The 21719-nt window shown below is 60.6% G+C and carries 16 protein-coding genes; 7 read left to right on the plus strand and 9 right to left on the minus strand.

From position 1 onward, the window contains the following. The first annotated feature begins 75 nt into the window (after positions 1–75). Positions 76–4743 (plus strand): dermonecrotic toxin domain-containing protein, encoded by a 4668-nt coding sequence (locus ACW4TB_RS00940; protein WP_279929235.1) that lies wholly within the window; start codon positions 76–78, stop codon positions 4741–4743. A gap of 5 nt (positions 4744–4748) precedes the next feature. Here ACW4TB_RS00940 and ACW4TB_RS00945 read toward each other — a convergent pair whose 3' ends face one another. The 4 genes from ACW4TB_RS00945 to gpmI form a co-directional block, all read right to left on the minus strand. Then, the gene (locus ACW4TB_RS00945) at positions 4749–5516 is read right to left on the minus strand and encodes a divergent polysaccharide deacetylase family protein (protein ID WP_042111092.1); all 768 of its coding nucleotides are present in this window, start codon (positions 5514–5516) and stop codon (positions 4749–4751) included. 8 nt (positions 5517–5524) lie between these two features. Continuing rightward, the gene (locus tag ACW4TB_RS00950; protein WP_012312350.1) at positions 5525–6838 is read right to left on the minus strand and encodes a S41 family peptidase; all 1314 of its coding nucleotides are present in this window, start codon (positions 6836–6838) and stop codon (positions 5525–5527) included. Between the two features lie 92 nt (positions 6839–6930). Then, the gene (locus tag ACW4TB_RS00955; protein ID WP_012312351.1) at positions 6931–8217 is read right to left on the minus strand and encodes a murein hydrolase activator EnvC family protein; all 1287 of its coding nucleotides are present in this window, start codon (positions 8215–8217) and stop codon (positions 6931–6933) included. Positions 8218–8379: 162 nt separating this feature from the next. Next, entirely contained in the window at positions 8380–9915 is a 1536-nt protein-coding gene (gene gpmI, locus ACW4TB_RS00960; protein ID WP_279929231.1) for a 2,3-bisphosphoglycerate-independent phosphoglycerate mutase, read from the minus strand. Between the two features lie 206 nt (positions 9916–10121). Between gpmI and ACW4TB_RS00965 the strand changes: the two genes are divergently transcribed. The 3 genes from ACW4TB_RS00965 to secB are packed head-to-tail and all read left to right on the plus strand — an operon-like array spanning position 10122 to position 11316. Next, positions 10122–10535, plus strand: coding sequence for a rhodanese-like domain-containing protein (locus tag ACW4TB_RS00965; RefSeq protein ID WP_279929229.1), 414 nt, complete (start codon positions 10122–10124; stop codon positions 10533–10535). Position 10536: 1 nt separating this feature from the next. Next, positions 10537–10791: a glutaredoxin 3 gene (gene grxC / locus ACW4TB_RS00970; protein WP_279929227.1), complete on the plus strand. Its 255-nt coding sequence runs from the start codon at positions 10537–10539 to the stop codon at positions 10789–10791. A 39-nt stretch (positions 10792–10830) separates the two neighbouring features. Then, entirely contained in the window at positions 10831–11316 is a 486-nt protein-coding gene (secB, locus tag ACW4TB_RS00975; RefSeq protein ID WP_279929225.1) for a protein-export chaperone SecB, read from the plus strand. Positions 11317–11386: 70 nt separating this feature from the next. Here secB and trmL read toward each other — a convergent pair whose 3' ends face one another. Next, positions 11387–11848 carry a tRNA (uridine(34)/cytosine(34)/5-carboxymethylaminomethyluridine(34)-2'-O)-methyltransferase TrmL gene (gene trmL / locus ACW4TB_RS00980; RefSeq protein ID WP_012312356.1) on the minus strand — a complete coding sequence of 154 codons (462 nt, stop codon included), beginning with the start codon at positions 11846–11848 and terminating at the stop codon, positions 11387–11389. Here trmL and ACW4TB_RS00985 point away from each other — a divergent pair. Next, positions 11847–12284, plus strand: a complete 438-nt coding sequence (locus ACW4TB_RS00985) for a hypothetical protein (protein ID WP_012312357.1) — start codon at positions 11847–11849, stop codon at positions 12282–12284. The two genes, trmL and ACW4TB_RS00985, sit on opposite strands and share 2 nt — an antisense overlap. Positions 12285–12642: 358 nt before the next feature. Here the strand turns inward: ACW4TB_RS00985 and ntrC are convergent, their stop codons facing one another. From ntrC to glnA, 3 genes are all read right to left on the minus strand, one after another. Further along, positions 12643–14079: a nitrogen regulation protein NR(I) gene (gene ntrC / locus ACW4TB_RS00990; RefSeq protein ID WP_012312358.1), complete on the minus strand. Its 1437-nt coding sequence runs from the start codon at positions 14077–14079 to the stop codon at positions 12643–12645. Next, positions 14076–15161: a nitrogen regulation protein NR(II) gene (glnL, locus tag ACW4TB_RS00995; RefSeq protein ID WP_046784991.1), complete on the minus strand. Its 1086-nt coding sequence runs from the start codon at positions 15159–15161 to the stop codon at positions 14076–14078. Before glnL ends, ntrC begins: the two co-directional genes overlap by 4 nt. Positions 15162–15703: 542 nt before the next feature. Next, positions 15704–17110 carry a type I glutamate--ammonia ligase gene (gene glnA, locus ACW4TB_RS01000; protein ID WP_012312360.1) on the minus strand — a complete coding sequence of 469 codons (1407 nt, stop codon included), beginning with the start codon at positions 17108–17110 and terminating at the stop codon, positions 15704–15706. Between the two features lie 471 nt (positions 17111–17581). Here glnA and thiI point away from each other — a divergent pair, with 471 nt between their 5' ends. After that, positions 17582–19036 (plus strand): tRNA uracil 4-sulfurtransferase ThiI, encoded by a 1455-nt coding sequence (gene thiI, locus ACW4TB_RS01005; RefSeq protein WP_039604090.1) that lies wholly within the window; start codon positions 17582–17584, stop codon positions 19034–19036. Positions 19037–19162: 126 nt separating this feature from the next. Beyond that, the gene (gene typA / locus ACW4TB_RS01010) at positions 19163–20983 is read left to right on the plus strand and encodes a translational GTPase TypA (protein WP_012312362.1); all 1821 of its coding nucleotides are present in this window, start codon (positions 19163–19165) and stop codon (positions 20981–20983) included. Positions 20984–21129: 146 nt separating this feature from the next. On the opposite strand, the gene ACW4TB_RS01015 is transcribed toward typA, so the two are convergent. After that, positions 21130–21534, minus strand: a complete 405-nt coding sequence (locus ACW4TB_RS01015; RefSeq protein ID WP_012312363.1) for a YkgJ family cysteine cluster protein — start codon at positions 21532–21534, stop codon at positions 21130–21132. Between the last annotated feature and the right edge of the window lie 185 nt (positions 21535–21719).

The raw sequence follows: 21719 nt of genomic DNA on the forward strand, positions 1-21719 counted from the left end.
TACAGCTTTATGTAACGCAGTGAACTCTGCCCCTTGGCACATCCTTGCGCTCCATTTGCCGCGAGGAAGCCGCCCATGCCCATCCAGCCAAGTCCTGTTCCTGACTTTCGTCGGGCAGTCGCTACCGAGTTTCTCAGTCGCCCAACCCTGCGTAGTGTTCTGAGCCAGCAGGTTCTCGAATTGCTGGTCCCCTGCCATGCCACTCTGGCTGGTGCCGGGCTGCCCGATGCCGAATCGCTCATACTCAACATCCCTGCCCACATTGCGTCCGGCCCACAGACCTACGATGCCTGGACACCTCGGCCATTGTTGGAGGTCATGCTTGAAGCATTGCACGCCCGTCAGCCCCTGGCGTCGCTAGGGGCTGACGGTGGGGATTTCCTGCTGGCGGTCCGGGAACCTTGGTTCCTGCGCGACCAGGCGGGTAACCCGTTGCCGTCCGGGGCGATTTCAATCGGGGCCCAACTGGCTGAGCTGGATGACCTCCTGCTTTTGCTTGCGGACAGCTTCTGCCAAGCCCAGGTCGATTTCTGGAAGGCGCCAGGCAGTCAGGGCGTTAGCCGGGACCTGTGGCTGCAGCACCTGCTCAAAAGGGTGTTGTTGCATAATTTGCCACTGCAGGGGCTGGATGAACAACAACGTCAGTGTTTGCTCAGCTTGCTTAAGAATCACGGCTCCACTCCTTCGGTTTTTCTGGTCCAGGTGCAACTCGATAAGGATGTTCAGTGGCTGCCCAACCTGCTGGTCAGGGGCGAGTGGGACGAACGCGAGGTGTTTCTGTGGTGCGCCCCGTCCAGCCTGGTGAGGGCATTTTCATCGCTGGATCTCTTCGCTAAAGCGCTGCGGGACGAACTTGCCGAGCGCCAGCGCTTCGAATCCATGGCATGGCACCGCTATGAGCTCGAAGGCGACGTGTTTGCCCAGCAAAGCAGCCTGCTGCTGGAGATCATGCTCGATGACATTGAGCGTTTGCGTTATGCGCAGTTGCCAAACTGTTCGCTGCTTGAGAGGGACTTTGCTGCACTGAGTGACCCCGCGCGCTGGTTCATTGAAGGTTACGGCCAGGCCAGCGGGGCACAGATTGCGTTGCCGCCTGGCCTGCGCCATAGCAGTGCTGCGAATGGCTTTGCCTATCAGCGGGGGGTGTTCGAACTGGCGTTGGCTCAGGCTCAGTCCGAAGGGAGCGGGGCGCTCGAGGATGTGCTCGATCTGCGCAGTTATACCCGGCAGGTGCTGCGGGCGCAGATGCTTGCCGATTTTCCGGTCGAAGCCAATTACTTCTCGGATGACCTGGTCCTGCAGTTGACCATCAATGCTGGCTGGCCCGGTGGTGCAGGCGTTGGGCCGGGTGATTCGACGGTTGAACACCGCAGCATGACCTTGACCGAGTTCGCCATCGGTAATCTCTGGTCGCTTCAAAACGCACAGCTTACCGCCGTAACGCACCGTGAAAACCAGTTGATCATGGACTGGATGAATGCCGACTACGTCAAGTCGCTGGTGCAGCGGGTCGACATCGGCAAGCACTACCCCACCTACGTCGCGCGGAAGCTGGACGACCCCGCTACCCAAGCCGAGCGGATCAAACGCTTTGGCCGTGAATGGCGGTGTTCACTACTGTTCAGCGCGCTCTATGCCCGCTTGCAGGGCGAGCTGAGCGACGCAGGCTTGCAATGTGTTACAGACTTCTGCCACGGCTACCTTGATCCGCAATTGCCAGCGCTGATGCTGATGCCTCTGGCCTTCAGGCTCGAAGCGGGCGAGATCGAACAGGATGAGGTCAGTGGCATGTATGTTCTGTTCGCTACGGAGCCTGCAAGGGTTTTGCTGTATCGGCCTCTGTACAACGAAACGCCTCTGCTCGAGTTTGCCAGCCTGGACCTGATGATGGCTGCAATCCGCAGGCCCGGGCCGTTGCAGGACAGCGTCCTTGAGTGGATGTCGCCTGCCTCGCGAGCCGTCTACGCGTATGGCGGCTTTTACGAGCCGCATTGGCCAGGGCCTATCCTGAACACCCAGCTACTGCCTGAGCGAGGGCACCCGCCAACCTTTGCAGCGCAGTTCTGGCGCAATGATGTTGATGTGAAACTCTATATGGCCAATCGCAACCTGCTGGTGGAGCTGGCTGACCGCGAATCGGTTTCCAACGCCGAGAGTCGCTGGGCGATTCTCGTTCGGGGGGCTTGGCTGTTGTTCGATGTTGTGACGTTGATGCTGCGTGGGCCAGTGGCCGGCGTTGCCTGGCTGGTACAGGCCATTTCCGGGTTGCACAACGACCTTGCGGCCTTGCGAGATGGCAGCGCGTTCGAGCGCAGCGCAGCTGTGGTCGACTTATTGCTCAACGCTTGCATGGCCTTGATGCATTTGCGTCTACCGCAGTTACCCCTAGGCGAGCCTGTACAGAACATTCCCCGTCGGGGCGCAATGCCCGCATGGGGTGGCGCAGAAGCACTGGTGGTTCCCGTACAAGGCAAGGTCGGTGTTCCGGGAGGGCTGGCGCAACATGGCTCGACCCGGCTGGATTTTTCCTGGCGCGGCGCACAGGGGTTCAATGTGCTCTCGCCCCAGCAGCGCAAGGTGGTGTCCGGCATGCGCGTCGAGCAATCGCTGGAAGGCCTGGAACCGCTTGCAGCGGGGCCTGGACGCGGGTTGTACCGCGTTGGTGAGCACTATTACCTTACGCTGGGCGACGGTGTATATCGGGCCACCTTTGAAGAACAAGGTTTGCGTATGGTCGGGGCCGACGGTGTCATGGGGCCTTGGTTGGCGTTCGAGCATGGACAGTGGCGTGTCGATCGTGGCTTGCGCTTGCGAGGCGGCATGCCACGCAGTCGCCTTGAAGCCCTGAAAGAGGAAAACCGCAAGAAAGTCGAGCAACTCAAGAGCGAAGAATCGGTACTGGCCAACCAGCATAATGCGCTGGCCGAAACCCTGAACAGGCATCGCGACCTGCTCAATGAAAAGGACAAGCGCATCGCAGTGCTGGAAGCGGTGACTGAACCGGACGAGCTGACGACTCGCGAGCTTGAGTTGACCCGGCGTCTGCGCAAGCAGATCCATTTGAAAATCATCTACGAAGTCAAAGGCCTGGCTGAGAGCTCACTCAAGCATGAGCAAGTGATCAACAGCCTGTTCAATATGCGCCACGAAGATTCCGCCTACAGCATTGTCGTCGCAGGTCAGCGCAGCCTGATCCGTCAGAGCTTGATCGAAAATATCTCAGTCTTCTACAACGAGATGGCCAAGATCATCAATGCAGAGGACCTGGCAAACCTCGCCGAGCAGGTTGTCATCCACCCTGAGAGCGAGGAGGAAATCAGCCAGTACAAACACTTTCGCTCTGTACTGGAGGAGGTCATCCAATGGGAGGTGGATCTGGTTGACATGTCCCGGCTGCTTGACGCGCTACTCGAAGAGACCCTCAAAGACGACACTTTCGTGTTCAAGGACGATGACACGCAGGAGCGCATCAACAAAGATAACGAGCTCAAGGGCACCATCGAGGCGCGGCGCTTGTCGGCCATCGACCTCGATTTTCGTCTGCTTCAAGACCTGGCCGAAGCCAGCCTGGAAAGGCTGGCCGATGTTGAGGAGCGGGTTTTATCGCAATACCTCGATTACCTGGCCGGTGACAGCCTGAAAAGTGCAGGCAACGCGCATGGCGACCTGGCAGGAAGTGAGCTGTCGCTGGCTGAACGGATCGAGGTACTGAGCGGCATCCTGGAGGGCTACGAGGAGGCTGCGGCAATGGCCGACTATCTGGGCAGTGTGGGGGGCGCGGCTATCAGGCAGGAGGCGCTGCAACTGTACAAGAAAACCTTGCACGGATTGCAGCGCGCTGCTCAAGGTGACCTCGCCCAGGCAGTGCGAGAGCAGGAACTCTGCGAGCCCGCCCCACCGCGTCCAACGGTCTATGCCCCACGCGGTGGGCGGCGCAAGCTGGTCAGGACTCAGCGCGGGCGCAAAGTTCTCGCTCAGGAAGTCGAGGTAGATGGTGTCGCCATCGTCCAGCAACGTGATGAGCGTACTCAGCATGTACTGAAGACCTTCCACCAGCGCGGCAGCGAGTGGGTCGAGGATGTGCCGCAACCCGCTGAGTCAGAGCCGCCATTCTCCCCGCTGGAACCCCGCCTGGCGCGAAAGCGTGCACAGGCCCTGCTTGCGGAGGTCGAGCGGATCAACAAGCTGGCCAGAAGTTTCTTTCAGGCAGAGCAGCCCAATAGTCTGGCCACGGTTGTCGACGGGCACCTGGAAAAACTGCGTCATGCCCTGAGCACGTTGCCAAGGATGAGCCCCGAAGATGCCTTGTTCGAGAATCTGGGTGAGGCCATCGAGCGTTTGCAGGCAACCCGCCGAGACCTGTTGACCGGCATCTATCTGTCCACCGACCACCCCGACGCACGGAGCCTCAAGTTTCTGCTCGACAACAACCAGGTCACTGTCCAGCGCGCTGGGCCACGCAAGGCATTGGCAGCAGGTGATTACCTGGATGTCTACGAGGTCAGGCGCCTGCCGCGGGCCGGCCAGGGTCAGGGCGATGGGCTGTGGGAGGCACACTTTCACTACCCGGACATCGGCACTCCGGCGCGGCAGTTCAGCAAAGGCCACCTGAAACTGTGGGCACAGCGCAAACTGGGGCGCCTGGCGCAGCTGCGGGCTGCCACCAGCGGCGAAGACCTGGTCGCTATTTACCGGGGAGATTTACGCCTGAACCAGGTGGAGGGGCTGATCCCCTTTGAATGAATGGCTCAGCGATTGCTGTAGCGGCCGTGCTTGCCATGGGCAGGCATGGCCTGATTACCGCGTTCGGCAATCATCTGTGTCAGTGTTACCAACTCAATGCCCTGGCTTCGCAGCCGGGGCATTTCCTGTTCCAGCACCTGCAGGGTTTGCGGATAAGGATGCCCGATCAGCACAGCCGAGCCTTGCCTGCGTGCCAGTGCCACGCCTTGCTGCAGCTGTGTGGTGATGGCCTCTGTGGTGCGTACGTCGTCCAGAAACACGTCGCGCGAGACATGCCCAAGGGCCTGTGCCTGCGCCTCGGCGGCAGCGACGGTGGCAGCACTGGTACGGCTGTCTACGAAAAACAGATGCCGCCGTTGGAGCTCACCCATCAGCCAGGTCATGGCGCCACGCTGTGCGGTCATGCGGCTGCCCATGTGGTTGTTGATGCCGGCGGCGTAGGGCACCTTGGCCAAGGCCGCGTCCAGTCGCCTGGCGAGCTCCGGCAAGGCGATGTCCGGGTGCCAGGCATAGGGCCCGGTGGCGGGGTCCATGGGCATATGCAGGATTACCGTCTTGCCTGCCTTGTGCGCCTGGCGGGCGAACTCGCTGGCGTGGGGTGTATCCGGCATGATCGCCATCGTCACAGGGCCCGGCAGCGCAAGGGTTCTGCTGTCGCGCTCGGTGCTCTGGCCCAGGTCGTCGATGATGATGCTCATGTAGGCCTTCTTGGCCGGCGCTGCATGGGCGAACGCGGCTGACAGGCATAACAGCACGGGCAGCAGATACCGCATCGGATGAATCATTTGCCGGAGGTGATGTTCAGCCCCTTGAGCAGGCTGAGGGCCTGGCTCAGCTGGAAGTCATCGTCCTGCGGGCGCTCCTTGCGCTTGCTGCTGCCGGTCGGGCGGTCAGCGCCACCGTTGCCATTGCCCAGGTGGCCTTGCAGGTCAGCTTCCTTGAAGTTTTCGGTATCGACCTCTGCGGTAAGTTTGGCCGGGCGCACCTCGATGTCGGGCACGATACCCTGGGCCTGGATCGAGCGGCCATTGGGGGTGAAGTACAGCGCGGTGGTGAGCTTCAGGGCACGGTCGTTGGCCAGCGGCAGCACGGTCTGCACCGAGCCTTTTCCGAAGCTGTCAGTGCCCATCAGTACGGCGCGTTTCTGGTCTTGCAGGGCACCGGCGACGATTTCCGATGCCGAGGCGCTGCCACCGTTGATCAGTACCACCAATGGTACGGCCTCGCTGGCGTCGGCCGGGTCAGCGGAGAAGCGCAGTTCGGAGTTGGCGATACGGCCCTTGGTGTACACGATCAGGCCCTTGGTCAGGAAGTGGTCGGCCACTTCCACCGCCGACTGGAGGACGCCACCGGGGTTGTTGCGCAGGTCCAGAACAACGCCGCGCAGTTTCTTGCCATTGTCTTTGCGCATCTTGGCCAATGCCTTGCCGACTTCGTCGCCGGTCTTGACCTGGAACTGGGTGATGCGGATGTAGCCGTAGTCGTTTTCCAGCAACTGGCTCTTAACGCTCTTGACCTGGATCACCGCACGGACCAGGTTCACATCGAACGGGGTGCCGCCGTCACGTACCAGGGTCAGGGTGATCTTCTCGCCGACTTTGCCGCGCATCTTGTCGACCGCTTCGGTCATGCTCTGGCCACGGGTGGGCGCACCGTTGATCTTGACGATGAGGTCGCCAGCCTGCACGCCGGCGCGCGAGGCGGGGGTGTCATCGATGGGCGAGACAACCTTGACGAAGCCGTCTTCCTGGCCGACTTCGATACCCAGGCCACCGAACTCGCCACTGGTGCTTTCCTGCAGCTCCTGGAAGTCCTCGGGGCCAAGGTAGGCCGAATGTGGATCGAGGTTGCTGAGCATGCCTTTGATGGCGTTCTCCAGCAGCGTCTTGTCGTCTACCGGCTCGACATAGGCCGCTTTGATGCGGTCCATGACCTCGGCGAAGGTGCGCAGCTCTTCCAGTGGCAGCGGGGCCTTGGCGGTCACCTCGGTGGCTGGCACCGCGGCGGGCGCCGGCTCGGCAGCGATGGCCAAAGGCATACCAGTCGCCAGGGCGATGGTCAGGGCCAGCTGGGTGAGACGAGGCGAGTGCAGCATGTCGAACGAACTCCTGATCCTGTAGGCGCTCCTTGGGGAGCATCGGCCCAGCGTGGAGCGCCAGGCCGTGAAAAAGTGACTAGGCTTGAACCCTAACCTCTGCACCACTGCGAAGGGTCGGTGGGCCGGCCCTGCTGGCGGATGGCGAAGTACAAGCCGGCGGCATCCTGGCCGCCGCTGTCGCCAACTGTGGAAATGGCTTCGCCGGCCTTGACGATGTCCCCGGCGCTCTTGAGCAGGCTCTGGTTGTGGCCGTACAGGCTCAGGTAACCATTACCATGGTCGAGAATGACCAGAAGTCCAGCACCGCGCAACCAGTCGGCGAATACCACGCGCCCGCCGTGCACGGCGCGCACCTGGGTGCCGGGGTTGGCGCTGATCATCACGCCGTCCCACTTGGCTCGGGCATCGCTGCCACGGGCTTCACCGAAACGTGCCAGCAATCGACCATTGACGGGCCAGGGAAGTTTGCCCCGTGCAGCAGAAAAAGCACCGCCGTAGGTTGAGCTGTCGCTGGAAACCAACGGGCCAAGGGTGGTGCGCGCCTTTTTTGGCGGTTCGCTGTCTTGCTGTGCGGCCAGCGCTTGCTGCTGTCGGCGCTTTTGGGCCTCCTGCTCGGCCAGCAGGGCCTTCTTGCGCGCTTCCTCGGCCTCACGGGCCTGACGGGCAAGGGTTTCCTCGATGGTCTTGAGCACCTTGGCAAGGTCCGCCTGGTCTTGTTCACGGGCCTGCAGCTTCTTGTCGCGGTCTTTCATGTCACTGTTGAGCTTGGCCAGCACCTGCTGACGTTTTCCACGCTCGGCTTCCAGAGCCTGGCGACGGCTGTCGAGGTCGGCGCGCTGGGCCAGCAATTGTTCTTGCTGGCGGGAAATGTCCTGCTCGACATTGGCCAGCTGGCGCAAGGTCTCGTTGAAGGCACGCAGTTGCTCCATGCGCGCCTTGCTCAGGTAGTCGTAGTAGCTGAGGGTGCGGGCGAACTTCTCTGGGTTCTGCTGGTTGAGCAGCAGCTTGAGGTATTCCTCACGGCCATTGTTCTGGTAGGCGGACCGCGCCTGAATGGCGATCAGTCGCTGTTGTTCAATGCGCGAGCTCTGGAGTTTTTTTTTCTCGGTATCAAGGCGCTCCAGCTCGCCCTCGGTCTTTTTTAGTTCTTGCTGCAGAGCCTCCACCTGCTTTTCGAGGTTGCCGATGTCGGTCTCGGTGGCTTTTAGGTCTTTCTGCACGCCGGATTTTTCTTCCTGGAGCTTGCCCAGCGTCTTCTTGAGCTCGGCGATGTCCTGGCGGGTGGCGTCCAGTTGTTGCTGGGTCTGTGCGCGCTCGTCGGCGAAGGCCGGGCTGAGCAGGCAAGACAGGGCTAGGAGGATCAGGGCGCGAAGCATGAGGTTGGGCGTACCAAGGATGGAGACTGGCCTAGTATGCCCGCCCGGGCCTGCAAAAAAAACGCCTCACGGCGTCAGCGGTAGGCTTCAAGCTACAAGCGGCAAGAAAAAGCAGGCGCCGGGCCAGGTTTCGCTTGCAGCTTGCAGCGTGAGGCTTGCAGTTTAATCGTCGACCAGGATCGAGGTTCCGGTCATCTCCGCAGGCTTTTCCAGCCCCAGCAGCTTGAGCATGGTCGGCGCCACGTCGGCCAGCACGCCGCCCTCGCGAACTTTGACCTGGCGTTTGCCGACATAGATGAACGGCACCGGCTCGGTGGTGTGGGCGGTGTGCGCCTGGCCGGTGCATTCGTCCTCCATCTGCTCGACGTTGCCGTGGTCTGCAGTGATCAGCGCTTCGCCGCCCACCTTGTCCAGGGCCCCGACGATGCGACCGACACAGCCGTCCAGGGCTTCGACGGCCTTGACTGCGGCGTCGAACACGCCGGTATGGCCGACCATGTCACCGTTGGCGTAATTGACCACGATCACGTCATAGCGCTGCTGCTCGATGGCCTCGACGATACGGTCGGTGACCTCTGGGGCGCTCATTTCCGGCTGCATGTCGTAGGTGGCGACTTTCGGCGACGGGATCAGAATGCGCTCTTCGCCTTCGAACGGCTCTTCGCGCCCCCCGGAGAAGAAGAAGGTGACGTGTGCATATTTCTCGGTTTCGGCGATGCGCAGCTGAGTCTTGCCGTTTTTTGCCAGGTATTCACCCAGCACGTTGTTCAAACTGGCCGGGGCAAACGCCGCAGGGGCCGGGATTTTCGCCGAGTACTGGGTCAGGCCGATGTAGGCAGCCAGTTTTGGCAGGCGTGCCCGTGGGAACTCGTTGAAATCGGCTTCGACGAACACGCGTGACAGCTCACGTGCGCGGTCGGCACGGAAGTTCATGAAGATCACGGCATCGCCATCTTCGACCTTTACCGCTTCGCCAATGCGTGTGGCCTTGACGAATTCGTCGCTCTCATCGCGCGCATAGGCCGCTTCGAGTCCAGCAATGGCGCTGTCTGCCGTGTGTTCGGCAACGCTGTCGACGATCAGGTTGTAGGCGGCGCTGACGCGGTCCCAGCGGTTGTCGCGGTCCATCGCGTAGTAACGGCCGATCAGGCTGGCGATACGGCCTTTGCCGAGCTTGGCAAAGGTCGAATCGAGCAGCTCGATGGACGATTGCGCGCTGCGCGGCGGGGTGTCACGACCGTCAAGGAACGCATGCAGGTAGATCTTCTCGGCGCCACGCTGCGCGGCCAGTTCGGCCATGGCGATCAGGTGATCCTGGTGGCTGTGGACGCCGCCGTCGGAGAGCAGGCCGAGGATATGCACGGCCTTGCCGGCACCTGCAGCCTGGTCCACCGCGCCAGTCAGCACCGGGTTCTCGAAGAAATCGCCGTCGCGGATGGCTTTGGTGACGCGGGTGAAGTCCTGGTAGACGACACGGCCGGCGCCGAGGTTCATGTGACCGACTTCGGAGTTGCCCATCTGCCCGTCCGGCAGGCCGACATCCATCCCTGAACCGGAAATCAGGCCATGCGGCGCGGTGGCGCGCAGGCGATCATAGACCGGCGTGTTGGCGGCATAGATGGCGTTGTATTCGGGGTTTTCGCTGTGGCCGAAGCCATCCAGAATGATCAGGACCAGGGGTTTGGGCGTACTCGTCATCAATCAAACTCACGGTTGTTCAAAGATGATAAAGACACGCATTTTAGGGCAAATGCGCCACCTGCGGCGAATATTCGTCCTGTTCCCTGACCAGCGTGGCGCCCGCAGCAACATGAAGGTACTTTCCCGGCCGGCCCGTCGGGCTTTGGCGGTCTTGGGGGGCTGTGTATACTGGCCGGCATTTTCAATCGCCTGGAACACCGCTGATGGTTGCTCACCTGATTCAATTCGCGACAGATCACTACATCCTGGTTGCGATCTTCGTTGTTCTGCTGGTCCTGCTGCTGCTCAATGAAATCCGCCGTGGCGGACAGAGCCTGAGCAATGGCCAACTGACCGCCCTGGTCAATGCCGAGAAGGGCCTTGTCATCGATATCCGCCCTGCCAAGGAATACTCCACCGGCCACATCGTCGGTGCGGTGAACATCCCGCAGGACAAGGTCGCCACCCGCATGACCGAACTGGACAAGCACAAAGAGAAGACCCTGATCGTCGTCGACGCAATGGGCCAGCAGTCCGGCACCATCTGCCGCGAACTGCTCAAGGCTGGTTACAACGCCGCCAAGCTGAGTGGTGGCGTTTCCAGCTGGAAAGCCGATAACCTGCCCCTGGTGAAGTGATATGAACGACGTCATCGTCTACTCCAGCGACTACTGCCCCTACTGCATGCGCGCCAAGTACCTGCTTCAGAGCAAGGGCGTGGCCTTCGAGGAAATCAAGGTCGACGGCAAGCCGCAGGTGCGCGCCGAGATGAGTCAGAAGGCCGGCCGGACTTCGGTGCCGCAGATCTGGATCGGCAGTAAACATGTCGGTGGCTGCGATGACCTCTACGCCCTGGAGCGCGCCGGGAAGCTCGACGCGCTGCTCAAGGCCTGATTTGCACTGCATTAAAAAACATTAGGATAAGGATCTGCCATGACTGACCAACAGACCACCGGCGCAGCAGCCGAAGACAACAGCCCTCAGTTCTCCATGCAGCGTATCTACGTACGCGACCTGTCGTTCGAGGCCCCGAAAAGCCCGCAGATCTTCCGTCAGACCTGGGAGCCGAGCGTTGCCCTGGACCTGAACACCAAGCAGAAGGCCCTGGAAGGCGACTTCCACGAAGTGGTGCTGACCCTGTCGGTGACCGTCAAGAATGGTGACGAAGTGGCGTTCATCGCTGAAGTTCAGCAGGCCGGTATCTTCCTGATCAAGAACCTCGACGCCTCTTCCATGAGCCACACCCTCGGTGCGTTCTGCCCGAACATCCTGTTCCCGTACGCCCGCGAGACCCTGGATAGCCTGGTGACCCGTGGTTCGTTCCCGGCCCTGATGCTGTCGCCGGTCAACTTCGACGCCCTGTACGCGCAAGAGATGCAGCGCATGCAGGAAGCGGGTGAAGCACCGACCGTGCAGTAATCTTGCCCGGTAGCACAGAGGCGACCTTCGAGGTCGCCTTTTTATTACCCGACTGTCTACTCCCTGCTTGTCAGCTGCCGGCAAACCCTTGCTGCCGCCACGCTTCATACACCGTCACCGCCACGGTGTTGGACAGGTTCAGGCTGCGGCATCCCGGCATCATCGGCAAGCGCAGGCGCTGCTCGGCCGGCAGGCTGTCCAGCACCTCGGCCGGCAGGCCACGGCTTTCTGGCCCGAACAGGAAGGCGTCGCCCGGCTGGTAGGCAACCTCATGAAATGGGTGCGAACCCTTGGTGGTAAAGGCGAACAAGCGTGGGTTGCCCAGGTTCTCCAGGCATCGGGCCAGGCTTTCGTGGCGCTTGAGCGTGGCATACTCATGATAATCCAGCCCTGCGCGGCGCAGCCGCTTGTCGTCGAGCTCGAAGCTGATTGGCTCGATCAGATGCAGGGCGCAGCCGCTGTTGGCGCAGAGGCGAATGATATTGCCGGTATTGGGCGGAATTTCAGGTTGAAAGAGGATGACGTGAAACATGCACGGCTCCAAGCGTGAAGATGGCGAGCATTCTACCCCCGAACCTGATGTGCGTTCGAAGGGCTTGCCGAAGGTTTTGCTCTCGTTGGCGATCGTAGGCCTGATGGTCGGTTTGATGATCGGCCGTCTGACTGCACCCGAAGCGCTAGTGCTTGAGCAGGTGGAGGTGGTGCAGGATGGGCTGGACCTGTGGTTCAACGATGAGCCCAAGCTGCATGGCGAGAATGTCCAGGGTACGGTCGCGTTGCTGTTCCAGGCTGATGGCAAAGCCCAGCGCGGGCAGCTGACCCTGCAGGGCAAGCCGGTGAGCTGGCGTTTGCAGAAAAGTGACGAAGGGTTGCTGCTGAGCGTGATTGCCGCGCGCCCTCTGCGTGGCGAATGGGCCGGTGCAGAGGACGCGGGGCGCTGGCGGGTGCAGGTGAGGCTGCATGAATAAAAGAGGGGATGTCCCGGCCTGCCTGTACCAGGGTCCCCAAAGCTTGCGCTACTGCGTGTAAAAGAGGGGATTCCCGGCCTGCCTGTACCGAGGTCCCCAAAAGCTGGAGCAACTGCGTATAAAAGAGGGGTTCACCCGGCCTGCCTGTACCGAGGCCCCCGAAACTGGAGATACGTTGCTTATTGCAGGTGGCGTGCCAGTTTTGAAAACCCGTAAACATTGGGTTTAAGGGCGATCTGGCCGGGTTTTGATGGGATTTGTGCCTTGGCGCGGTGCAGCTGGCACAGCTTCGGTGCATGGCCCAGAAATGGCTGGGGCCGCAAAGCGGCCCCAACGGTGTTAGTGATTCATCGGGAAGTCAGTGATCATCGCCCTCATCGTCATCCCCGCCATCCACGTTCATCCCCAGTTCCTTGATCTTGCGAGTCAGGGTATTGCGCCCCCACCCCAGCAGCACCGCTGCATCCCGGCGACGCCCGGCAGTATGCTTGAGCGCCGTCTCGATCATGATCCGTTCAAAGCTGGGCACGGCGCTGTCGAGCAGGTTGGACTGCCCGCGTGCCAAGGCCTGGTCGGCCCATTGGCGTAGCGCCTGCTCCCAGTTGGTCACCGGTGCAGCGTCTTGCGGCAGGTTGAGCAATTCCGGTGGCAGGTCGCCGATCAGCACTTCGCGGCTGGAGGCCATGACGGTGATCCAGCGGCAGGTGTTTTCCAGCTGGCGGACGTTGCCAGGCCAAGGCAGGTTGCGGATGAATTCTTCGGTTTCCGGCTTGAGCAGCTTCGGTTCGACGGCCAGCTCCTGAGCAGCGCGGCCAAGGAAGTGGCGGGCCAGTGCAGGGATGTCCTCGCGGCGGTCGGCCAGGCGCGGGATATGAATACGGATTACGTTCAGGCGATGGAACAAGTCTTCACGGAACTTGCCAGCCTGTACCAGTGACTCGAGATTTTGATGGGTCGCAGCGATTATTCGCACATCGACCTTTACGGGCACATGACCGCCCACACGATAGAACTCGCCATCGGCCAGCACACGCAGCAGGCGGGTCTGCGTATCGGCAGGCATGTCACCGATTTCGTCGAGGAACAAGGTGCCGCCGTCCGCTTGCTCGAAGCGGCCGCGCCGCAGGTTGGCCGCACCGGTAAAGGCGCCTTTTTCGTGGCCGAACAGCTCCGATTCCATCAGGTCCTTGGGAATGGCGGCCATGTTCAGGGCAATGAACGGTGAGGCAGCCCGCGGGCTGTGGCGGTGCAGGGCGTGGGCCACCAGCTCCTTGCCGGTACCCGACTCGCCATTGATCAGTACGGTGATGTTGGAGTGGCTCAGCCGGCCAATGGCGCGGAACACCTCCTGCATCGCCGGGGCTTCACCGATGATTTCCGGCGTACGGGCCAGGGCCTGAGGTACATCGAGGCCTTGCTGTTCCTGCGCATGCTGGTTGGCGCGCTTGACCAGCGAGACCGCCTCATCGACATCGAACGGTTTGGGCAGGTACTCGAAAGCGCCCCCCTGGTACGACGCCACTGCGCTATCCAGGTCGGAATGGGCGGTCATGATGATGACCGGCAGGCGCGGGTGTTGGTCGCGAATTTGTGCCAGCAGGTCGAGGCCACTGGCGCCAGGCATGCGAATGTCGGAAATGATAACGTCCGGCTGCTGCCGGGCCAGGCGGCCCATCACGCCATCGGCGCTGTCGAAGCTCTGGGTGGTCATGCCCTCCTGTTGCAGGGCTTTTTCCAGGACCCAGCGGATGGAGCGATCATCGTCGACGATCCATACGGTTTCACTTCGGCTCATGAGGCGGTGGCTCCTTGTTCCAGTGGCAGGAAGATCGAAAAGGCGGTGTGGCCGGCGTGGCTTTCACACTCGATCAGGCCCTGGTGCTGACTGATGATGTTCTGAGTAATGGCCAGGCCCAACCCGGTACCGTCGGGGCGGCCACTGACCATGGGATAGAAGAGGGTGTCTTGCAGTTCACTGGGGATGCCGGGGCCGTTGTCGATGATCTCGACGCGGGCCACCAGACGGTGGCGCACATGGCCGATGGTGAACTGGCGCATCGCGCGGCTGCGCAGGGTGATGCGGCCCAGGCGCAACTCGTTCTGCGAACTGATCGCCTGCATGGCGTTGCGCACGATATTCAGCACCGCCTGGATCATCTGCTCGCGGTCGATCAGCACGTCCGGCAGGCTCGGGTCATAATCGCGCACCAAAGTGATGCATCCTTGGCTTTCTGCGTCGACCAGGCTGCAGACCCGCTCAAGGACTTCGTGAATGTTGGTCATGGCCAGCGATGGCAGCTTGTTCGACCCGAGCATGCGATCGACCAGGTTGCGCAGGCGATCGGCCTCTTCGATGATCACGTTGGTGTAGTCGCGCAGGCCGTCTTCGGGTAATTCCCGAGCCAGCAGTTGCGCCGCGCCACGGATGCCACCCAGTGGGTTCTTGATCTCGTGGGCGAGGCCGCGGACCAGCATTTTGGTGGTTTCCTGCTTGCTCAGCTGGGCTTCTTCCTTGGTGATGCGCAGCAGGCGGTCACGCGGGTGCACCTCCAGCAGCAGCAGGGTGTTGCCCTGGTGCAGGATGGGCGTTACGGCATAGTCGACGGTGATGGTCTGCCCGGTCAGCGAAGTCAATTGGGCTTCGCGCTTGGTGAACGGGTGCGCCTGTTCGACCGCCTGGCGCAGGGAGTTGAGCGCCTCGGACGATTCGGTGAACAGTTCACTGATGAACTGCCCGTGGCTGCGCTGCCCACTCACGGCCAGGAGCATTTCCGCAGCCGGGTTCATGTACTCCAGGCGCAGCTCGGCGTTGAGCAAGAGCGTGGCGGTGGTCAGGTTGTCCAGAAGCAGACGGTGCTGTGCATCGCTGATGGTCATAAGGCGTCGTTGACCTCTTTTGGCGCTTGCCGGGCATGGCGGTGAGCGTGGCCGGCGCACTATGGATTTGCTCATGCCAGGCTCTTTGCGTAGAAAATGCAAGAAACAAACCAAGGCTCCGAAAAGAAGCGGGATTGCTTTATAAATCCCCGAAATTGCGCCTATTCGGACCAGAAAGCACTGATTTACCGTTCAGCGTGACCTGTTTTGGTATGCGGGGCAGGGCATGTGACGTCGCATTGCACCAATATAGAGCATCAGCGTGCCTGGGGTACGACGCAGAGGTGCTGGGTGGCTCGCGCCAGAGCCTGGTGGAGTAAAGGATCTTGGGTGCGCAGCGCGAGGGCGTCAGCCAATTTGCGCGGGCAATCCTCTGGTTGCCGTTGATCGAAGCGCCGCAACTCGAAGAGCAGCGTCTCCTGAAGCTGGTCCAGGCGGGGGCGAAGTTCATTGGCAAGGTCGATTCGGGCGGCTGGAAAACAAAAACGGCCTTCATGAGAAGGCCGTTTTCGGGATTTCATCGGCGCAAGGCGCCAATCAAATCAGCAGCTGTAGTACAGCTCGTATTCCAGCGGGTGCACGAAGGTACGGACCTTGATCTCTTCTTCGCTCTTCAGTTCGATGAAGGCATCGATGAAGTCGTCGGAGAACACGCCGCCTTTGGTCAGGAACGCACGGCCTTTGTCCAGCTCTTCCAGAGCTTCTTTCAGGCTGCCGCAAACTTGCGGAATATCTTTCGCCTCTTCAGGCGGCAGGTCGTACAGGTTCTTGTCGGCAGCATCGCCTGGGTGAATCTTGTTCTGGATGCCGTCCAGGCCAGCCATCAGCAGGGCCGCGAAAGCCAGGTACGGGTTGGCCGATGGGTCCGGGAAGCGCGCTTCGATACGACGGGCTTTAGGGCTGCCGACGTAAGGAATGCGGATCGAGGCGGAACGGTTGCGTGCCGAGTATGCCAGCATAACCGGGGCTTCGAAGCCTGGAACCAGACGCTTGTAGGAGTTGGTCGACGGGTTGGTGAAGCCGTTCAGGGCCTTACCGTGCTTGATGATACCGCCGATGAAGTACAGGGCAGTTTCGGACAGACCGGCATAGCCTTCACCCGCGAAGGTGTTCTTGCCGTCTTTCCAGATCGACATGTGTACGTGCATGCCCGAGCCGTTGTCGCCGTACAGTGGTTTTGGCATGAAGGTGGCGGTACGGCCGTATGCGTCGGCAACATTGTGCACGACATATTTCAGGGCCTGTACTTCGTCAGCTTTCTTCACCAGGGTGTTGAACTTGACGCCGATTTCGTTCTGGCCGGCAGTCGCCACTTCATGGTGGTGAACTTCGACGGTCTGGCCCATCTCTTCCAGTGCGTTGCACATGGCAGTACGGATTTCGTGGTCGTGGTCGAACGGCGGAACCGGGAAGTAGCCGCCTTTGACGCCAGGACGGTGACCTTTGTTGCCGCCTTCTACGTCAGCGCCAGTCATCCACGAGCCTTGCTCGGAGAAGATCTTGAACATCGAGCCGGAGATGTCCGACTGGAACTTCACTTCGTCGAAGATGAAGAACTCAGGCTCTGGGCCGGCGAAGACGGTGTCACCGATGCCGGTGCTCTTGAGGTATTCTTCAGCGCGCTTGGCGATCGCACGTGGGTCGCGATCGTAGCCTTGCATGCTCGACGGGTCGACGATGTCGCAGGTGATGATCAGGGTCGGCTCTTCGGTGAACGGGTCCAGTACGGCGGTATCGTCGACCGGCATCAGGATCATGTCGGAGGCTTCGATGCCTTTCCAGCCAGCGATGGAGGAGCCGTCGAACATCTTGCCGACTTCGAAGAAGTCTTCGTCCAGGCCATCACGCGCTGGCATGGTCACGTGATGCTGAGTGCCTTTGGTGTCCGTGAAACGCAGATCAATCCACTTGACGTCATGATCTTTGATGAGTTGAACCGACTTCGACATGTTGTCCTCCGGATGGTCTAGAGCGCGGTGGGCCGCTGCCCTGGAAAAAAGGGTGTTGCCGGGCGCGGATAGTCGGCCAAGCTTACCTGCCTCACAAGGGAGCAAATTGCATGCCAGTGCCCGAAAATGGCGAGGCCGGGATAAAAAGGGGCGTTTGCGGGCATTTGGCGGTGGCTTGGCGGTTAAAGATGCACCCTTACGAGGCGGTTTTTCGGGTTGGCGCACCAATATCGTGCATCGAATGGGTTGTGTGCTTCCTTTAAGGGCCTCATCGCCGGCAAGCCAGCTCCCACATCTAGGCGCAGGTCTTGAGGCCTACCGATGTCCTGTAGAAGCTGGCTTGCCGGCGATGAGGCCAGTACAGGCAATATAAATCCAACCTTCTGTACAAAAGTTGGTCAAATCCTGAGCAATTTCCGATATAATTCGCGCCCCTCATTTTTCGGCAGGCCCTGCGCGCGCTGTTAACCAATGAAACTTATCGTCAAAGTCTTCCCAGAAATCACCATCAAGAGCCGGCCGGTACGCAAGCGTTTCATCCGCCAGCTCGGCAAGAACATCCGTAACGTGCTCAAGGATCTCGACCCTGAGCTCGCGGTCGATGGTGTCTGGGACAACCTCGAAGTGGTCACCCGCGTCGAAGACGAAAAAGTCCAGCGCGAGATGATCGAGCGCCTCACCTGTACCCCGGGTATCACCCACTTCCTGCAGGTGGAGGAATACCCGCTCGGTGACTTCGACGATATCGTCGCCAAGTGCAAGCAGCACTTTGGCCACCTGCTGGCCGGCAAGTATTTCGCCGTACGCTGCAAGCGCGGGGGCCACCATGACTTCACCTCGATGGACGTCGACCGCTACGTTGGCAGCCAGCTGCGCCAGCAGTGCGGCGCCGCTGGCATCGAGCTGAAGCAACCTGAAGTGACAGTGCGCATCGAAATCCGCAACCAGCGCCTGTACGTGATCCACAACCAGCACCAAGGCATCGGCGGCTACCCGCTGGGCGCCCTGGAGCAGACCCTGGTACTGATGTCCGGCGGCTTCGACTCAACCGTGGCGGCCTACCAGATGATGCGCCGCGGCCTGATGACCCATTTCTGCTTCTTCAATCTCGGCGGCCGTGCCCACGAACTGGGCGTGATGGAAGTGGCCCACTACCTGTGGAAAAAGTACGGCAGCAGCCAGCGCGTACTGTTCATCAGCGTACCGTTCGAAGAAGTGGTCGGCGAGATCCTCAACAAAGTCGACAACAGCTACATGGGGGTGACCCTCAAGCGCATGATGCTGCGCGGCGCTGCACGCATGGCCGACCGTCTGGAAATCGATGCGCTGGTCACCGGCGAAGCGATCTCCCAGGTGTCCAGCCAGACGCTGCCGAACCTGTCGATCATCGACTCGGCCACCGACAAGCTGGTGCTGCGCCCATTGCTGGCCAGCCACAAGCAGGACATCATCGACCAGGCGACCGAAATCGGCACCGCCGACTTCGCCAAGCACATGCCTGAATATTGTGGCGTGATCTCGGTTAACCCGACCACCCATGCCAAGCGTCACCGCATGGAGCATGAAGAGAAGCAGTTCGACATGGCCGTGCTGGAGCGCGCCCTCGAACGTGCCAAGTTCATCTCGATCGATCATGTGATCGACGAGCTGGGCAAGGACGTGGAAATCGAGGAAGTAAGCGAAGCGCTGCCAGGCCAGATCGTGATCGACATCCGTCACCCTGACGCCCAGGAAGACGAGCCTTTGGTGCTCGAGGGTATCGAAGTTCAGGTGATGCCGTTCTACGCGATCAACAGCAAGTTCAAGCAGCTGGATGAAACCCGCCAGTACTTGCTGTATTGCGACAAAGGTGTGATGAGCCGATTGCACGCACACCACCTGCTCAGTGAGGGACATGCCAATGTGCGTGTTTATCGTCCGGCATAAGACCCCAGGGCTGTATGGCGGCAGCATCCGCCATCGCCCTCCCGACCGCCGGGCCCGCTGAGCCTTTTACCTTCATATTGGCCGCCTAGACTGGCGGCAACCGAATCCTCTGATCGAGATACAGTTGTGATCGAAAATCTGCGTAACATCGCCATCATCGCCCACGTTGACCATGGTAAAACCACCCTGGTCGACAAACTCCTGCGTCAGTCCGGCACCCTGGAACGTAACGAGCTCAACGACGAGCGCGTAATGGACTCCAACGACCAGGAAAAAGAGCGTGGCATTACCATTCTGGCGAAAAACACCGCCATCAACTGGAACGGCTACCACATCAACATCGTCGACACCCCCGGCCACGCCGACTTCGGTGGCGAGGTTGAGCGTGTAATGTCCATGGTCGACTCCGTGCTGCTGCTGGTCGACGCCCAGGACGGCCCTATGCCGCAAACCCGCTTCGTGACCAAGAAGGCCTTCGAAGCCGGCCTGAAGCCGATCGTCGTGATCAACAAGGTCGACCGTCCGGGCGCGCGTCCTGACTGGGTTCTGGACCAGATCTTCGACCTGTTCGACAACCTCGGTGCTACCGACGAGCAGCTGGACTTCAAAGTGGTCTACGCCTCGGCCCTGAACGGCATCGCCGGTCTGGACCACACCGCCATGGCCGAAGACATGACCCCGCTGTACCAGTCGATCGTCGACAACGTACCTGCGCCGGACGTTGACCGTGAAGGCCCGTTCCAGATGCAGATCTCGGCACTGGACTACAACAGCTTCCTGGGTGTTATCGGCGTTGGCCGTATCGCCCGCGGCCGCGTCAAGCCGAACACCCCGGTTGTCGCCATCGACACCAACGGCAAGAAGCGTAACGGCCGTATCCTCAAGCTGATGGGCCACCACGGCCTGCACCGTGTGGACGTCGAAGAAGCTCAGGCTGGCGATATCGTCTGCATCAGCGGCTTCGACGAGCTGTTCATCTCCGACACCCTGTGCGACCCGACTGCCGTCGAAGCGATGAAGCCGCTGACCGTTGACGAGCCGACCGTTTCGATGACCTTCCAGGTCAACGACTCGCCGTTCTGCGGCAAGGAAGGCAAGTTCGTCACCAGCCGTAACATCAAGGACCGTCTGGACAAGGAGCTGCTGTACAACGTTGCTCTGCGCGTTCAGGAAACCGATTCCCCTGACAAGTTCAAGGTATCGGGCCGTGGTGAGCTGCACCTGTCGGTACTGATTGAAACCATGCGCCGCGAAGGCTTCGAGATGGCCGTAGGCCGCCCTGAAGTGATCATCCGCGAAGTCGGTGGCGTCAAGCAGGAACCGTTCGAGAACGTCACCATCGACATCCCTGAAGAATCCCAGGGCAAGGTCATGGAAGAAATGGGCCTGCGTAAAGGCGACCTGACCAACATGGTTCCGGATGGCAAGGGCCGTGTTCGCCTGGAGTACAACATTCCAGCCCGTGGTCTGATCGGCTTCCGTAACCAGTTCCTGACCCTGACCAACGGTGCAGGCATCCTGACCTCGATCTTCGATCGCTATGACACCATGAAGTCGGGCCAGATGTCCGGCCGCCTCAACGGTGTACTGGTTTCGGTTGAGACCGGCAAGGCACTGACCTACTCCCTGGAAACCCTGCAGGCGCGCGGCAAGCTGTTCGTCGAGCACGGTCAGGAGATCTACAACGGTCAGATCATCGGCCTGAACAGCCGTGACAACGACCTGGGCGTGAACCCGACCAAGGGCAAGAAGCTCGACAACATGCGTGCTTCGGGCAAAGACGAAGTCATCGCCCTGGTTCCGCCGGTTCGTCACACCCTCGAACAGGCCCTGGAATTCATCCAGGACGACGAGCTGTGCGAAGTCACGCCGAAGTCGATCCGTCTGCGCAAGAAGATCCTGGACGAAGGCGAGCGTACCCGCGCTGCCAAGAAAGCCAAGAACTGAGTTAGCTCAGGCTGAATGAAAACGCCCCCGGTCGAAAGGCCGGGGGCGTTTTTTTGTCTGGGCTTTTTGTATCGGTTTTATCGGCCTCATCGCTGGCAAGCCGGCTTCCACAGGTCCTTGCGCAACTGTTTTGGCGAGGCCAATGATCAGCGCGTGGTCGCCTTGGGCTTGTAAGCGCAATACCCCGGCCGCGGGCCTACCTTCGGATGGTTCCGGCAAGTATCCGGGCGCTTGTCATAAATGGTGCACAACCGGCTCTTGCGGTCCAGATACATGCAATCATCGTTGCTCATCCGGGTCAGGGTGAAGATCCCCGACTTCTGGTTGAAGCGTTCGATGATGCCTTCCTTCTGCAGGCGTTTGGCCACATTCTTCGGGGGTTCGTCCTTTTCGAACTCGTCCACTACGCCGATGCGGATCAGGTCTTTGATCTTCACTTCCACAGGCAGGGTGCAGCAGGTCGAATGGCAACCTCCGCACATGTGGCTGGCATAGCGCTGCCAGGTTTCCAGGCGGTCGACTTCGGCTGCGGCAATCAGGGTCGTTTTCATCGTTATAGGTGGCGGATCACGGTCTTGGGGCGCGCGATCATACCGGAGTTGTTCAATTTGTGAACAACCTTTTGCCGGATTGGCCAAGCCGGCATGAAAACTGCGAACAGAGGCTGTCAGTCCCTGTCGAAGGGTCTAGTCTCAACACTCTCCCGCCGCTTTTGCCAATTTGCCCGAGGATGCCG

The sequence above is a fragment of the Lelliottia jeotgali genome (genome assembly GCF_977070485.1).